Source organism: Roseovarius aestuarii, assembly GCF_019966515.1.
GTDB classification, from domain to species: domain Bacteria; phylum Pseudomonadota; class Alphaproteobacteria; order Rhodobacterales; family Rhodobacteraceae; genus Roseovarius; species Roseovarius aestuarii.
In genome coordinates this window covers 1-15,654 of record NZ_JAIMIB010000003.1, presented here as the reverse complement: position 1 = coordinate 15,654, position 15,654 = coordinate 1, and the positions used below count along the sequence as shown (strand labels likewise).

General features: G+C 52.6%; 16 protein-coding genes. 10 read left to right on the top strand and 6 right to left on the bottom strand.

The window, feature by feature from the left end:
• Positions 1 to 33: 33 nt before the first annotated feature.
• Positions 34 to 1,434 carry an MATE family efflux transporter gene (locus LC334_RS05145; protein ID WP_085799514.1) on the top strand — a complete coding sequence of 467 codons (1,401 nt, stop codon included), beginning with the start codon at positions 34 to 36 and terminating at the stop codon, positions 1,432 to 1,434.
• Between the two features lie 13 nt (positions 1,435 to 1,447).
• Here the strand turns inward: LC334_RS05145 and LC334_RS05140 are convergent, their stop codons facing one another.
• Entirely contained in the window at positions 1,448 to 2,317 is an 870-nt protein-coding gene (locus tag LC334_RS05140) for a LysR family transcriptional regulator (RefSeq protein ID WP_223412890.1), read from the bottom strand.
• A gap of 99 nt (positions 2,318 to 2,416) precedes the next feature.
• On the opposite strand from LC334_RS05140, the gene LC334_RS05135 reads away from it, so the two are divergent.
• The 3 genes from LC334_RS05135 to LC334_RS05125 all read left to right on the top strand — a co-directional run bounded on the left by LC334_RS05135 (position 2,417) and on the right by LC334_RS05125 (position 4,681).
• Entirely contained in the window at positions 2,417 to 2,899 is a 483-nt protein-coding gene (locus LC334_RS05135) for a luciferase domain-containing protein (protein ID WP_085799197.1), read from the top strand.
• 28 nt (positions 2,900 to 2,927) lie between these two features.
• Positions 2,928 to 4,007, top strand: a complete 1,080-nt coding sequence (locus LC334_RS05130) for an ABC transporter substrate-binding protein (protein WP_085799196.1) — start codon at positions 2,928 to 2,930, stop codon at positions 4,005 to 4,007.
• A gap of 71 nt (positions 4,008 to 4,078) precedes the next feature.
• Positions 4,079 to 4,681 (top strand): short chain dehydrogenase, encoded by a 603-nt coding sequence (locus LC334_RS05125; protein ID WP_085799195.1) that lies wholly within the window; start codon positions 4,079 to 4,081, stop codon positions 4,679 to 4,681.
• Positions 4,682 to 4,734: 53 nt separating this feature from the next.
• Here LC334_RS05125 and LC334_RS05120 read toward each other — a convergent pair whose 3' ends face one another.
• A complete protein-coding gene (locus LC334_RS05120; protein WP_085799194.1) occupies positions 4,735 to 5,205 on the bottom strand; it encodes a hypothetical protein in 471 nt (156 codons plus the stop codon).
• A 707-nt stretch (positions 5,206 to 5,912) separates the two neighbouring features.
• Between LC334_RS05120 and LC334_RS05115 the strand changes: the two genes are divergently transcribed.
• The 4 genes from LC334_RS05115 (at position 5,913) to LC334_RS05100 (ending at position 9,137) form a co-directional block, all read left to right on the top strand.
• Entirely contained in the window at positions 5,913 to 6,395 is a 483-nt protein-coding gene (locus LC334_RS05115) for a PepSY domain-containing protein (RefSeq protein ID WP_085799193.1), read from the top strand.
• 144 nt (positions 6,396 to 6,539) lie between these two features.
• Positions 6,540 to 6,905, top strand: coding sequence for a glycine zipper family protein (locus LC334_RS05110; RefSeq protein ID WP_085799192.1), 366 nt, complete (start codon positions 6,540 to 6,542; stop codon positions 6,903 to 6,905).
• Between the two features lie 107 nt (positions 6,906 to 7,012).
• Positions 7,013 to 7,690 (top strand): response regulator transcription factor, encoded by a 678-nt coding sequence (locus LC334_RS05105; protein ID WP_085799191.1) that lies wholly within the window; start codon positions 7,013 to 7,015, stop codon positions 7,688 to 7,690.
• A gap of 13 nt (positions 7,691 to 7,703) precedes the next feature.
• The gene (locus LC334_RS05100; protein ID WP_085799190.1) at positions 7,704 to 9,137 is read left to right on the top strand and encodes a sensor histidine kinase; all 1,434 of its coding nucleotides are present in this window, start codon (positions 7,704 to 7,706) and stop codon (positions 9,135 to 9,137) included.
• Positions 9,138 to 9,372: 235 nt separating this feature from the next.
• Here LC334_RS05100 and LC334_RS05095 read toward each other — a convergent pair whose 3' ends face one another.
• From LC334_RS05095 to LC334_RS05080, 4 genes are all read right to left on the bottom strand, one after another.
• Entirely contained in the window at positions 9,373 to 10,623 is a 1,251-nt protein-coding gene (locus tag LC334_RS05095) for an NAD(P)/FAD-dependent oxidoreductase (protein WP_085799189.1), read from the bottom strand.
• 150 nt (positions 10,624 to 10,773) lie between these two features.
• Complete coding sequence (locus tag LC334_RS05090; protein ID WP_085799188.1) at positions 10,774 to 11,718, bottom strand: Bug family tripartite tricarboxylate transporter substrate binding protein; 945 nt, start codon at positions 11,716 to 11,718, stop codon at positions 10,774 to 10,776.
• A gap of 114 nt (positions 11,719 to 11,832) precedes the next feature.
• Positions 11,833 to 13,356: a tripartite tricarboxylate transporter permease gene (locus LC334_RS05085; RefSeq protein ID WP_085799187.1), complete on the bottom strand. Its 1,524-nt coding sequence runs from the start codon at positions 13,354 to 13,356 to the stop codon at positions 11,833 to 11,835.
• A gap of 15 nt (positions 13,357 to 13,371) precedes the next feature.
• On the bottom strand, positions 13,372 to 13,836 hold the full coding sequence (locus LC334_RS05080) for a tripartite tricarboxylate transporter TctB family protein (protein WP_085799186.1): 465 nt from the start codon (positions 13,834 to 13,836) through the stop codon (positions 13,372 to 13,374).
• A gap of 17 nt (positions 13,837 to 13,853) precedes the next feature.
• Here LC334_RS05080 and LC334_RS05075 point away from each other — a divergent pair, with 17 nt between their 5' ends.
• The gene (locus LC334_RS05075) at positions 13,854 to 13,991 is read left to right on the top strand and encodes a hypothetical protein (protein WP_223412889.1); all 138 of its coding nucleotides are present in this window, start codon (positions 13,854 to 13,856) and stop codon (positions 13,989 to 13,991) included.
• 114 nt (positions 13,992 to 14,105) lie between these two features.
• On the top strand, positions 14,106 to 15,056 hold the full coding sequence (locus tag LC334_RS05070) for a LysR family transcriptional regulator (RefSeq protein WP_085799185.1): 951 nt from the start codon (positions 14,106 to 14,108) through the stop codon (positions 15,054 to 15,056).
• The last annotated feature ends 598 nt before the right edge of the window (positions 15,057 to 15,654 follow it).

Sequence of the window (15,654 nt, the reverse complement as noted above, 5' to 3'; positions counted from 1 at the left end):
AATTTAGTTCGACGACAGAAAGAAGAGATGGACATGGCTCACATTGCAGATGCGAAATTCACCCAAGGCAACCTGATGCGCCATGTGTCGACGATGTCGCTGACCTCCAGTATCGGGCTCATGGCAATCTTTGCCGTGGACCTGATCGACATCCTCTTCATCTCTCTGCTGGGTATTGATGAGCTTGCCGCATCCGCAGGTTACGCCAGCACGCTGATGTTCTTTGCCAGCGCCATTAATATCGGTCTGTCGATTGCGGCTGCAGCACTTGTCTCGCGCGCGATCGGGGCACATGAGGAAGACGAGGCCAGAAGGTATGCCACAAGTGTTGCTGTCTTCACGTTCGCGGTCGGCCTTGCTGTTCCCGTCATCATGCTTGCGAATGCGAACTACCTGCTGGGTCTGGTCGGCGCAGAAGGAGAGGTCGCGGCGAAAGCAAAATCCTACCTGATGATCATCCTGCCCACGACGATGTTCTCGGGCATGGCAATGGTCACTGTCGCGGTATTGCGGGCCTATGGCGATGCCCGACGCGCGATGTATCCGTCGCTTTTTGGGGGCGGTGTGAACGCAGTTCTCGATCCTCTCTTCATCTTCACCTTGGGTCTGGGGCTGGAGGGCGCGGCCTGGGCGACAGTAGCCGCCCGGATCGCCACGATGGGCTTTGCGCTTTACCCGGCGATCAAAAAATATGACGCCTTTGCCATGTGTAGCCTCAAATCGGTCTGGCGCGACTTGCCCAAGGTCACTGGGATTGCGATACCCGCCGTTCTGACCAATGTCGCGACACCCCTGGGAAGCGCTATCGTGACGCGGGAAATGGCCAAATACGGTACCGAGGCCGTGGCCGGCATGGCCGTCATTGGCCGTCTGGTGCCCGTTGTTTTTTCCGTAGTTCTGGCGTTGTCGGGCGCGATCGGCCCGATCATTGGGCAAAACTTTGGGGCGGCCCGCTTGGACCGGGTTCGCGAAAGCTACATTGACGGCATGAAGTTTTTGACGATCTACGTTCTGTTCGCAGCCCTGCTTCTCTATCTGGTTCGCGTCCCCTTGGCGGATATGTTCGATGCGCAGGGTGATGCGCGGGTGCTGCTGTTCTGGTTTTGCGGGCCGCTGGCGCTTGCCAACTTCTTTAACGGTGCAATCTACGTATCCAACGCGTCCTTCAACAACCTGGGCCACCCGGCCTATTCAAGTTGGATCAATTGGGGACGCCACACGCTGGGCACCTGGCCGTTCGTAATCGTATTCGCTGGCTGGATGGGTGCGCCAGGCGTCTTGGTCGGCCAGGCCGTTGGTGGCATCCTCTTTGCGGCAGTCGCTGTGTGGCTGAGCTTCCGGGCAATCGAACATCCCGGCGAGAACCCGTTCATGCCGTTTTTCTGCCCCCTGCAGTATCGCCTGCATGTGGTGAGCGGGCGCTGTATTCGTTGAGTTCAGCAGAAATTTAGTGGAACCGAAACCCGCCATCCCGAATGTTCTCGGTTGCAAACTCAAAGAAGGCGTGGACCCGGGCACTTCGGCGGATGTCAGGATGTGCAAGCATCCAGAGATCTGAATTGAACTTCTCCTCCGGATCGCGAACACGAACTAGGTCCGGGCAAGCCTCACCCAAATAGCAAGGCAAAGCACCAAACCCGAGGCCGCCGCGAACCAGCTCAAAAACACCCATCAGAGAGTTAGACATTGTAACGGGTGTGCCTTCTGGTTTGTGCTTTATAGTAATCTGACTCATTGGTGATTGATTGAGGCTGTCATTCAATCTGATCCATCGGTGCGCTATTGAGGGTAAGTTCTGTACGGTTTCGAAATATTCTTTCTGGGCATAGGCTGCATAGGCGAGCTTCGACAGATTGCGCCCGATCCAATGTTCCGGCGGCGCGTTTGTCGGGCGCAAAGCAATATCAGCGTCACGCTGCATCAGGTCCAGGGGTCGTGTGTCGGACAAAAGCCGCAGTTCAATGTCAGGGTGCTTCTGCTGAAATCCGGAAAACACGGGGGTCAGGCAGTGCAGCAGTGAATCCGTTGTCGTCACCGTCAAAACACCAGCCAGTCGAAGATCCTGTCCCCCCAACTCCCGTTGAATGCTGTTCATGCCATCCCGCAGCTCTAGCCCGTTTCGAAAGAAATGCTCACCCGCGGCGGTCATGACGTAGCCGTGGCTTAAACGTTCGAATAGGGTGACCCCCAATCGGGTTTCCACCCCTTCGATCCTGCGAAACACGGTCGAATGGTTTACCCCCAATTGGCGCGCGGCGCCGGACAGGCTGCCGGCTTCGCATACGGCGAGCACGAAGGGGATGTCGCTCCAGTCCAATTTCTGTGTATTCATGCAAGCTCTCCTTGCAGAAACTGTGAATTACCTTGCGCAATACATCAAGCTATCTGTTGTTCACCCGAATAAAGGAGACACGAAATGCTTACCCCCCTGAACCTGTCGCAGCGTGTTGGCCCCAAACCAGAAACAACCCACGGCCTGCCCCATGCCCAGATCACCCAGCATGGCCCTGATGAAATCGTCGACCAAATGCGCGACTGGGCGTTTTCGCTACCCGGTGTGAACGAGGCGCACAGCCTTGTGTCCGTGCCCGGTGCCCGCGCCATGGTCATGCATGATGAGGCTGCCTGCAATCACGAGGCCTTCATGATCGGTCGCGAGATCGCCCATATCCACCCCAAACCAGACAATGGCAGCATGCACGTGCAGCTTCCGCGCGAAGATGCGTTTGAGGTGGTCGAGAAAGGGTGGGGTGAACATCACACTCTGGTTGATCTGGGCCGTCGCCCCGTTGGCCTGGTCATGGTGTATTCGCCCCGCGACAAAGCCGAGCTGATCATCATCAAATCCATCCTCGGCCGATCCTACGAATACGCAACCAGCAAAGAAGCTGCGGCGTAACCACCTAATCCATTGAAAGGATATTATAATGAAACACGCACTCTTTGGTGCTGTCGCAGGCATGCTTTTTGCAACCTCAGCACTCGCAACCGAAATTGAAACTAAGTCACTTGACCAGCTTTATGCCGATGCGGTCGCTGAAGGTGGAGAGCTTGTCATTCGGGCAGGCGGAGATAAGGACGATCAGGCTGACTACTATCTGGATATGTTCAAGGAACGCTTTCCAGAGATCAAACTCACCCACAGTGTTGACCTGAGTTTTTATCACGCATCCCGTTATGATAATGCGCGGAAAGATGACAGCAAAGCTGATGTTCCGGATATCATTCAGCTGCAAACGCTGCACGACTTTGACTACTATGCAGAGCGCGGATTGCTGGAGCGCTACAAGCCTAAGAACTGGGAAAAGGTCTATCCGGACTACAAAGACCCGCATGGCTATTGGACCGGTCTGTTCGGCGTGGCCTTCACCAACGTCTACAACAACAGTGTCATTGCTGACGCGGACGCGCCGCGCGATGCGATGGATTACCTCGATCCAGCCCTGAAGGGCAAACTGATCCTGGTTTATCCGCACACGGATGATGCCGTCCTATACCAATTCTGGAACCTGAAGGAAAAATACGGCTGGGAGTATCTTGAGAAACTCGTCGCGACAGACCCGACCTGGGTGCGTGGCACATCAATGCCTTATGTCGCCATCGACAATGGTTGGTATGGCGCGAGCTTTACAACCTCCTGGGCGTTTGTGCCTTGGGACGGCAGTGATACACGCCTTGTGCTGCCCGAAGAGGACTTCTTTCTGACATGGTTCCAGGTCGCGGCCATTCCGACAGATGCCAAGAACAAGGCCGCAGCCAAGCTCTATCTGAACTGGATGCTTTCTGATGAATTCCAGGGCAAGTGGCTTCAGTTCCCTGCGCGCATGGATATTGAAGCACCAGGTGGATACAAATCCCATCTGCACTACAATACGTCCCCCGCAGATTTCCACCGCTTCATGCTGAAACGCGATCTGGTCGAGCGTTTTCGCCTGCAAATCGAGCAACTCGTTGGCCCAGCCACTGGCCCCGCACCGCTCGACCTGGACTACACCGTTAAACCTTAAACCTATCTCGCGCGTTGCCCTCGAAAACGAAAGGGCAACGCGCAAACCCCTTCAAACAACGGAGAAACACCATGAAGATCCTTATCGTAGGCGCAACAGGCCTGATCGGCGGCGCAGTAGCAGATGCACTTTCTGCCAACCATGACATCATCAATGCGGGCTACAGTGATGGCGATGTGAAAGTCGACCTCGGTTCCAAAGCCTCCATTGAGGCGATGTTCAAGTCCATCGACACCGTCGACGCGGTGGTCAGCACTGCAGGTCTGGCCGGATTCGCGCCCTTCAACGATCTGGATGATGCCGCTTACGACCTTGCGCTTGGCAACAAAGTGATGGGGCAGATCAACCTTGTTCGTGTTGGCCAGAACCACATCAGCGACGGCGGCTCGTTCACGCTGACAGCGGGCATTTTGTCCCGAGAGCCGATGCCTGGCTCCGTCGTAATCAGCCTGGCAAATGGCGCGTTGGAGTCATTTGCAAAAGCCACGGCGCTAGAACTTGATCGTGGATTGCGCGTCAACACGGTTAGCCCGGTCTTTGTCAAAGAGACCATGGAAAAGATGGGTATGGACCCGAGTTCCGGTCTGTCCGCATCAGACACCGCCAAGGCCTATGTTGCTGCCATAGAGGGCTGCATGAATGGCGAAACGCTGGATGCGCCCGACTACGCGTAAAAGTGTTGGTGAATCGGGTTGAACCTATTGGTCATGGGCTCAACCCATATGCCTCAGATTCCAGTTGGATCAAGTTGAAGTAATCCACTGGAACACGTCATAGCCTCAGGAAACAACCGCCCGACATAGCTAAGCAAAAGACTGAAAATTGGTGATTCAGCAAAAGTATAAAGTGTTGCCGCGAGCATGACAAAAATCGTGGTGTAGCCTAGAATGCGACGCGCGATCACGTTCTCGATCTCAGTGATCATCGCGAAGACTGGCAACCCAAGAGTAGTGACGGCGATGTAGAAGCAAAAGAGAAACCCCAAGATAAAGGGGAGGTTTGCAAGGACTTGATTGGATGGGCATGCCGCTAGCGTCATTCCGGTGATCAGGCAAAGCACGATGAAAAAGCCTGCAAGTCGGAATACATACTCAACACCGATCTTGGCCAAAAGCAAAGGGCGCGGCGAAATCTCGGCCAAATCGCGTTTCGGATCAAACGATCGCGCCAGCGCGGTTAGAAAATCCTTCACATTCATCCAACATGCGTAGAAATTTACGCTTCATCAATCAAGCATCAATCGCGAGTTGGCTCTTTTGAGCAAGACAAAACAATTTAGAAAAATACCAGACGATTTCAGGCAACAGGCACTCTTAAACTGTCTGACCGCTTTTGAAAGTCAAATATTTTGCGCAATTGCCGCAGGTTCGCATGTCGGACCACTTCCGGCCCTTACACCGGCCCTTATCCAGAAAGTGCGTCGGATGGCAAACACCAACCGAAGACTTCAGAGAAGAGATGATGAAACTGAGATAGCGGAAATCGTCGCAACGAGTCTTGAGACTTCACGCTATTTTGTCCCGGCAGGTCTGTTCTCCTATCAAGATTCGCTTTGCTTTGATCAGCGAATACATATCGACAGATCGCCCTCATTTTAATGTTTCGCGGGTGATGTTTTAACATAACCTAGGCACAGTTCTGCGATCAAAATTAGACCGATCAAACCACACACTTATTGGCACGAAAAGCTAGTATTGCCGGATCATAACATTTTAAATTCATTACGAAATTTAGCAATCAAACTAGGATTTCAGGCTTCGTTGTGACGGGCCGGTTGCTCCAGTTGTTTATGCGCCTTCGGAAAAGCTTACAAAATTGTAAGGAGCCCGCAGAGACGTTGTAAGGCTGGCAGTCCAAGTTCCTCTCATCGGTCAATAGACCATTCAACAAAGAAGAGGATATGAGATGCTCATCAATCGAGTTACACACACCGCCTTTATCGTCTCGGTTATTTTTGTTGGCCTGGCGGTCACCGCCGCCAGCGCCGCCTCCGATGAAGACAAAGTCGACACGGAGTTTTCCTATCAGGAAATGTTGGATGTCCCTGTCAAGTTTGGGCAAGCCATGACCATTGCGCGTGAAAATGCGGAAGGCCAGATCGTCGAAATCACGCTGGATGAATTCAATGATACGCAAGTCTATTTGGCGTCGCTGGCAAATGCCACCAGCCTGTCGGAACTGATGATCAACGCGCAAGACGGGACGATCATGGGAACCAACGTTCAGACTGCTGCCACGCCGGACCTCATGGAAGAGCTTATTGAGCGCGAAATCGAGGATGCCGTCGAATTCGCAGACGTCATGGGTGACATGATGGAGTTCGGGATGTTCGGCCTGATGAGCGATTTTGACGAAATGACCTGCGGCCCAGACACGTATGAAAACTGACAAATATCAGAGGGCCGACGCCTCAGATGCATGCGACGGTCCGCCTACCAATCTGCAATCGGTCCAAACCGGTCACCTTCAGTCTGCCTCCAGGCAACGGGACGGTTAGACGGGTTTAGCCCGGAGAACTCAAAGGAAAAGAACATGAAACGTATGGTTACAGGATGTCTTGTGCTGATCATGCTGTCCGCTTGCAGCAACTCCTACAATGATCCGCTGCTGGTCGATGGCACAAGAAATGCAGGCTTTGATTACGACATCGTCCAATGCCGTAATTTGGCAGAAGGCCACACCAAGGACGCGTTGAAAAGGCCTGCGATAACCGGGGCAATTCTGGGTGGCGCAATCAACGCCATCGGCAGTGGCGATGACTGGGCCGAAGATGCGCTGATCGGTGTCGCTGCAGGCGGTGGGGTTGGTGCGCTTGAAGGGCTTGACGAACGCGACAAGACGCGTCGTTCGATCTTGCTGCGCTGTATGCAAGGCCGTGGTCATCGTGTAATCGGCTAATTGACCGGGTCAGTACAAAACAGCCCAGTACGGTCATGATCGGTTGATGATTGAGTTTTGAAAGCTGTTCAACCGATCATGACGTGCCAATTTGGTTAGGAGGCGACATGCGCATTTTGTTCTTGGAAGACGACCAGGAGATCGGCGAATGGACTGTGAGTGGTCTGAGTGCCGCCGGGCATGTCGTCGACTGGTTGCAAAACGGGCGCGATGCACTGTTGGCGGCGACAACACGTGACTACGATGTTCTTGTGTTCGATCGGATGACGCCGGATTTGGACGGGCTGTCCGCTCTGAAAACCCTGCGTGGGGCAAGGATCACGACGCCGCTTATTCTGCTGACCGCGCTTGGTACAGTTGACGACAGGGTCGAAGGGTTGGAGGCCGGCGCCGATGACTACTTGAGCAAACCTTTTGCCATCACAGAATTGCTGGCCCGCATCACAGCCCTCAGTCGACGCGGCAAGGCTGAAAGCACCCAAGCCGTGACCAGGCTGGCCCATCAGGGGCTGGAGCTGGATCTTTTGGCACAAAAGTGCAGCTATAACGGCGACGCCATTCTATTAAATCCGAAAGAGTTCCGGCTGCTGGAAGTCCTGATGCGCTCAAAAGGTCGCGTTCAGACAAGAGCCATGCTGCTTGAGCGGGTGTGGGATATCAGTTTCGAACCATCCACAAGTGTGGTCGAAACCCATATGAGTCGCTTGCGCAACAAGATCGAAAAGCCGTTCGGCGTGGATTTTATCAAAACGGTTCGTGGTTCAGGGTACGTATTCGGTGATTAAGAAGCTTTTCAGAATGAGCGCTCTGCGGCAGGCGATGGTATTGTCACTGTCATTTCTTGTGCTTCTGAGTATCGGCGGTGCCCTGTTCGAAGATTTTCTGACCAAAGAACTGCAAACGGAAATCGATACGGAGCTAAAGCAGGAGTTTGCCGGACTTTCCCGTGAATTGACCACATTGGGCCAGGTTCCCGATGATTTTGCCAGCGGTGGCCTGCCATTGAACGATGAGACAGCCTACGGTTTCCTGAGAAGTGATGGAACGGTTATGGGACCCGTCAAAATTGAGGTTTTTGCTGCAGACGGCCTGCGAACACTCCAGGATGAAGAGATATTCCCCGAAGATGTCCAACAATCCATTATGGAAGCGCTGGAAAAAGCGTTTGATACCGAGAGCGATGATGAAAGCGACGTGGTGGAATTGCCGTTTGACGGCGAATTCGACACTCTCTGGCGGGCGTATGTTGGCCCGGCGCTGGATGGGCAGCTTGTGGTTTTTTCACCCACTGTCGGCGGCCTGGTGGCTGAGCTGTCGACCGTTATCCTGATTGCGCTGGTCTTGATTTCTATCCCCACAATGGCTGTCGGTGTCGTGTTTGGGCTGCGGGCACAGCGGCGGCTGGACAGGATTGGTCAAGGCTATGAACGCATCGCTGATGGCGATCTGACCGTCAGATTGGCGCCCAAGGTCGTCAAGGACGATCTGGATCTGCTGACCCAGCGGATCGACGGCGCAACAGAGCGCCTGCAGACGACCTTGCGGCAGATGTCTGAGTTTTCTGCGAATATAGCCCATGACCTACGCACACCATTAACGAGGCTACGCATTCATCTGGATCAAGCCAACGAAGCGAATGACCTTGCCGCTCACCTGAACTCATCCATCTCACAGACGGACAACATTATTGCGATTTTCGATGCAATTCAACGGATTGCGCGTTTGAAGACGGGTGAACGCCGCGCAAAATTCAAAGCTCTAGACCTTGGTAACGTTGCCAGCCAAGTCCATGACATTTACGAGGCCGTTGCCGAAGATGAAGGGCGCACTCTGATCTGCAATGTTAGCAACCCTGTAATCGTCGACGGAGACATTAACTTGTTGATCCAGTTGCTTTCCAACCTAATCGAGAATGCGATACGACACACTGAAGTCGGGGCCACAATCACGCTCTCCGTCAGGGGAAGATGGCTAAGTGTTTCGGATGATGGTCCTGGCATTCCAGAAGAGGAATGTGAAAAGGTGCTCGAACCGCTCTATCGTCTGGATCATAGCCGTAACACACCTGGCGCAGGCCTTGGGCTTTCTCTGGTCAAGGTCATTGCGGATTTGCATGAGGCAAATATGACATTGTCCAAAGCAGACACAAACCAGCAAAAGGGATTGTTGGTAAAAATTGAGTTCAGGAATCCTAGTAGCACATTGGCTTCGCCAGGCGCAGTGTCAGATTGAATTATCTCTCTTTCTTGTTAGGCTTGGTTGGTGCGACCGGAGAAGTCGCGTAGAAAGTAAACTCCTATCTCAGCATCATCCTGCCCGCGACAATGTTCTCGGGCATAGCAATGGTTGCCGTCGCCGTGTTTCCGCAGAGCCGAAACCGAGCCCATCAATGTTGCGGTGCGAGCTAATATCTGGCTTTCGGAGTTCTTCACGGTAAGGTTCTGACGAAAAGAGCAACGATCTCAATTTAGAAACGTTGGCTTCCAAACACGGAAATGTCTTGGTTCAGCGGAGGGCCGGTTACCAGACTGGCAACAATCTGGCCTGTCTTGGGAGCCATCATGAGTCCATAGTGGCTGTGCCCAAACGCTGCGAATAACCCCCTTTGGCCGGGAACCTCTTCGATCACAGGTAGACTGTCAGGAAAGGAAGGCCTTACTCCCATCCATTCAGAGGCATCGCTGCTGCCGAGATCGGGGATCATAGATCTGGCACAATGGCGCAAGGTCGAGAAGTGGCGAGGATTCGGCGGTGAGTCCGGTTTGGCGAAATCCGCGATCCCGGCAATCCGCAACCCCGGAGTCATTCCATTGGCCACCACATGGTTTTCTGCATCCATGATGGAATTGTTAAGGTGTACGCCAGTGCTCGCATAGCTCAAATGGTATCCACGCTCAGCCGCCAGCGGAACCCTAAAGCCTAAGGGACGCAGTAACTCAGCCGACCATGCTCCGGCTGAAATAACGACTTTTGGGGCCGAATAGGTGTCCTGATCGGTTCTTATCGTCCACGCTCCGTCCGCCTGCCGTTCAAGCTTTCGAGCCGACGCGCGTACAATCCTACCGCCTGCCTTTTGGAATTTCTCAGAAAGAACCGTCCCGATCCGTCCTGGATCAAGTGCACGGGCCTGACCATGAATCAGAATTGCAGCTTTGAATTCGGGGGAGAGGGCCGGTTCCAACCGGCGTAATTCGGCGCCATCTATGCGTTCAACCTGCGCGCCTTTTGCCAAACGCAGTTGGTTACCAAAGCTATTGATTGACGCTTCATCAAGCCTGCGAAAGGCATGGACATACATGCTGTCTTGAATCAGATCTTCGTGTCCGGTTCCGCTTAAGTGCTGTTGATAAAGCTCAATACTTTCATTGCAGAGAATATACATTGCATCTGAAACGTGGGCTGCGCTCTTCGCATTGCATAACCTCAAAAACCGAAAAAACCACGGCAAATACCCTGGTGCGTGGCGTATCGAAATTCCTGCAGCACCATACTTTCCAAATACCATGCGCGGTAGTTTTTTCCAAAGCCCGGGAACTGCCTGAGGGACGATGGACCAAGGAGAAATTGTTCCGGCATTGCCAAAAGAAGCACCTTGCCCCGGGTCGTCGCGTTCGATGAGTGTGACACTGACACCGTTATCTAGGAGCGAAAGTGCGGAACAGATGCCAATAATGCCGCCGCCGACAATAACGACTTCAGATACCGTGGTTCCGGGCATTTATTTAACTCTCGATTGATTGAATTATCTAAAGAAAGCACGCGCGACCAAAAGGAATGGAATCACCCAAAATCGCTAGGTGCCAAAGTGTCCTCAAGAAGCTTTGGGGAGGTTGAATGCTCCCTGAGGACAAAGATTGCTGGGTAACGGTTACTTTTTCTTTGCAGCGGCTTCTTTCATGACATCGCTGGTCTCGCGCATGCTGGCAATCCATTCTGCGCCTTCACGGTAGTCGACAAGGGCCCCCATGTTTGCATAAGCTTCCAGAACAGCCGGATCTTTCATGACCTCTGCGGTTGCAGCAACCAACGTATCGACCACTTCATCCGGAACACCGGCAGGAGCGAAAACACCGGACCAACCTTCAAAGCTACCCTTGATGCCGTAATCCGCAAAAGTTGGCACACCAGGGTAGTCATCCATCGTCTGGTTTATGACCAATACCTTGGCGGCACCCGCTTTGACATGCGGGCCGAAAGCGGGTGGAAAGGATACAGCGGAGTCTATGTGACCTCCAACGACCGAAACCATTGATTCAGCCGTGGTGTTACCATGCACGAACTTAACTTCGTAACCGGCCTGATCGGCAATGATCGTTGCCAGAGTTGTGCCCGAAGACGCTGCCCCCCAGGAGCCTTGAGTGACACGGTCCGCTTTGGCAGCCGCAACGAATTCGTCAAATGTGTTGTAAGGGCTGTCATTTTTTACAACGACGGCCAGTGGTACAGCGGTCATTTTGACGATCGGCGTGAAGCTGTCAAAACTGTAAGGCGTTTCGCTAAAGTTCGGCGTCACAAGCATATTGCCCAAGCCTGCATTTATCAGCGTGTAACCATCATTCTTGGCCGCAGCTACAAAGGCAGTGCCAACAACACCGCCACCACCGGCTTTGTTGATGACAACCACTGGAACTCCGAGCCGCTTTTCCATCGCATCGGCCCACACGCGGGTCGTTAGATCAGAGTCGCCACCAGCGCCGTAGGGCACGATAATGGTGATCGGCTTTTCGGGATATTCTGCAAGCGCAGCACCTGCCGAAACGGTGACAGCAAGCCAAGCTGCCATGCCCGTCAGCATTTTTTTCATGTTTTTCATTGTTTAGTCCTCTCTGTTGGTCGTGGATTAAGGAGTGTTGAATTTTCGTTTCGTATGCCCAAGTCCGCTTGGGAAGAGTCATTTACAGCCCCGTGTTTCGGAAATCACTTGCCATTACTTGGCTCCATCGCCGATCAACGCTGCGAGCTTTGCCGCCTCTTTCTTTTTCATCTTGATGGTTGAGTAGACAAAAAAGGCTGCCAGGGCCGTGAATACCCAAGAAAAGGGTGAGGCAAAAAACAGGTGGTAATCCGTTCCAACAATCGCGATGGATTGATCAAGGTTCTGCTCCAAAAACGGGGTCAGAATAAAACCGATGATGAACACTGCCGGATTAAGCCCGACAAGCCGCATCCCATAACCGAAGATCGTGAATAAGATCAGCATGAGCACATCATTCATGTTCTGATTGGCCGTGAAGGCGCCAACAAACGCAAAGACAGTGACACAGGGGAAGATAAAGTAACGCTTGAGCGATGCCACCTTGATCCAGAGCCTGAAGCCTGACCGCGCGATGAAGAGCAAGAAAAAGTCGGTCAGCAGAAAGCCTGCGAAGATGGCATAGATCACTTCCGCATTATCAAAGAAGATCATCGGGCCCGGCGTCAGGCCATGGATCAGGAAAGCCCCCATCAGCAAGGCCGCCACGTCATCGCCGGGGATGCTCAGCGTCAACATCGGGATCATGCTGGAACCGCAGACGGCGTTATTGGCAGATTCTGCTGAGGCAATGCCTTCAAGCGAGCCCTTACCGAATTTCTCGGGGGTCTTCGAAACCCGTTTGGCTTCGCCATAAGATATGAAGGCTGCTGTGCTGGATCCGAGGCCGGGCAAAGCGCCGATGAACGTGCCGATGCCGCTGGCTTTGATAATTGTCGGCAGCAGTGACCGATATTCTCTCCAACTGATGCGATTATCTGCAGGGTTAGGCGACTTTTTGAGCGCCATTTCGTGATGCGGCGTTAGTCGCTTCCGAATTGTACTAATCACTTCGGGCATCACCAACACGCCGATCAGCATCGGGGTGAAGGTAAAACCGCTCATCAACTCCAGCGATCCAAAGGTGAAACGCGAGGCCCCGGTAATCGTTGAAAGGCCAACCATGGCAAAGATCATTCCAAGGCAACACGACAGCAACCCACGGGAAATTGATTTGCCGGCCAGCGATCCGACAACGGTAAAGGCGAAAAGCAACAAAAAGACCTTTTCAATCGGCCCGGCTTGTAACGAGATGATCGAAATTGGGGCCGCGACGAAGATGAGAACAAGCGTGGCCAACATTTCGCCGGTTACAGAAGAATAAAGCGATAGATCAAGCGCCTTACCCGCCTTGCCGCTCTTGGCAAGTGGATTGCCATCCATGGCAGTTAGAAACGAGGCTGCAGCTCCGGGCGTATTGATGAGAATGGCAGAGATCGAGCCACCGTAAATGCTGGATTTATAAACTGCCAGCAGCATCGTAATTCCGATTATCGGGTCCACATAGAAGGTCAGCGGCAGAATAATCGCAATCGCCATGATCCCTGAAATTCCGGGTATGGCCCCGAAAACAAGACCCACAACAACACCGACGATGATGCCGAGAATGGGTCCGACCGCAAAGATCGAAGCGAAACCGTTAAGAATATTGTCAAACATCAATTCGCTCCAATGTTAAAGGGACCATGTGGGAAGGAAGACTCGAAGAAATTCGCGACACAGGTAGAAAACGGCGAAAGGCGTGATGAGCGACATGGATATGATGGGAACCCAATTGCGCCCCCCAAGTAGTATCGCGATGACCATCATCGCGATGGGCGTCGCAACGAGAAAACCAACGTACGGTACGGCGAACCAATAAAGTACGAAGTTGCCTACATAGATCCAGACGCCGTCAAAACCTTCGGTGTTGATACGATCCTCGCTGGTCAGTGCCTCGCCTCTGGACAGCTGCAAGATGGATTGGATGCCGATCGTTGCAGAGATCACAATGATACACAGCGCAACCAATCTTGGCAGGAACATTGATCCTAGGTCTGTCTGGACACCGCCTTGAGACAAGTTGTCGTTGGTGAGAATAATCACCGACGCAATCACAAATATGGATGTCATTGCGATGTCGATTTTTCTTCTGTCCATGATTTACCTATCCTTCTATGCGCAAACATTGGCGCGCGACGCCTCAAACCCATCACTCTTTGGATGCGCACTACTATTGGTCGCTCGACAAGACCGAGCAGTTTGACTGGGTGGCGCTTTATGGTCTCTGGTTTGCGGTTCGGCCCAAGAATTAATGACTGTGGCTCGAGCCGGGCCAAAGCTCATTGCACGAAACTAACGCCAGATTATGCATTGAAGCAAATTATTAATTTATATTATAATGAAGATATCATCTATGGATTAAAACAATGAACCTGAAACAAATGATTGCGTTCAAAGAGCTGATGTTGACGGGTTCCGTGTCCAAGGCAGCGATGAACCTACACCGGACTCAGCCAACAGTCAGCCACCTGATAAAAACCTTTGAAGACGAGTTGGAAATGAAACTGTTCGTTCGCGAGGGAAAACGGCTCACGCCAGTCCCGGAAACGAACTACCTCTTGGAAGAATGTGAAACCGTTCTGCGGCGAATCGACGTCATCAGCGAAAACCTCAAGAGAATGAAGGCCATGGATCGCGGAGAAATGCGCGTCGTGTCCATGCCAGGCCCCTCGGCCTTTCTGATGCCTGCATTGATATCAGAGCATGTTGCGGGCAAAGAAGATATAAAGGCGACCGTTATGTCACGCAGCTCTGAAGCGGTTCGTCACCTTGTGAGCTCACAGCAGTTTGACTTGGGGTTGGCTGACCATGACCCGGAAAACCCGTTTGAAGGGACGTTGCTCAAGGCCGAAATATTCACTTTCGATTGCGTTTGCGCCCTTCCTGCAGGAGACCCGCTTACAAAAAAGAAAAGCATCTCACTAGATGATTTATCAGGAAAGCCGATGGCATCCTTGTTTACTGAACATGTGATCCACAAAAGAACAGAGCAGGCCTTCGCGTCCATGTCGGCGGATTTCAATCTGCGATTTGAAACTAATTTTTTCATTCAGTTGTTGACATTCGTTCAGCGTAAACTTGCTTATGCAATTATTGACCCTCTGACGGTCGAGGCCTATCGCCTGTATTCAGGTGGTGCCGAGCACATAGTGTTTCGACCGCTTGAGCAAATCATTGAGTTTGGTGTCGAGAAGCTCTTACCCGGCTATCGACCCGCATCGATACTCGCCAGTTCCTTCGAAGATCGTTTGACGCGTGAACTTCTCAGATTGGGTGCAAAGCAGATCCGTCGCGTGGGCTTGTCTGACGAAGTTTGAACACTTCCAAACGCAGCGTGTTTTCGATTACCCTGCTTTTTGGGCTACGGCACCTGAATTAATCTGGTTCCATGAATGGTACACCCATCTTTCTTCAGTTGCCGCTCGTTCAAATTTTGCGCAGCCGAAACTGGGCATTCGAGTTTAATATCTTAGTGCCTACGAAGACGAAGACATTTCGATAGCAGCCGGTCATTCTTTCTCCCGCGTACCCGAGTAACCTGCAATGATCTTAGTCTATTTAGCTGAGCAACCATTGAGGCAAGTACAGCGGAAAATCACTTTGTTCCGCGTCTCGATTGTCAAAGCCGGCCGTAGGGAAAGGGCGGTTTGGATTTAGCCGATTTTTTGCACCCATGAATGACCGCAATCGGGAAACCTACTGCGTCGCCGCAAATGCCTCGCCGCAAGTGCGATGGTTTTCTGCGTCAGCAATAGCGGCGTCAGCAAAAGGCAGGATTGTCCGCTTTGCGGTCATATGGCTCTAAAATGACCGACTCTTTACCACAGATGACCGCTCCGAGCCCTTATTGACCAATGCTGCAACGATCATGAGTGTCTCGTTTGATAGATGAAAAACCTTTCACGAAGGCAACCC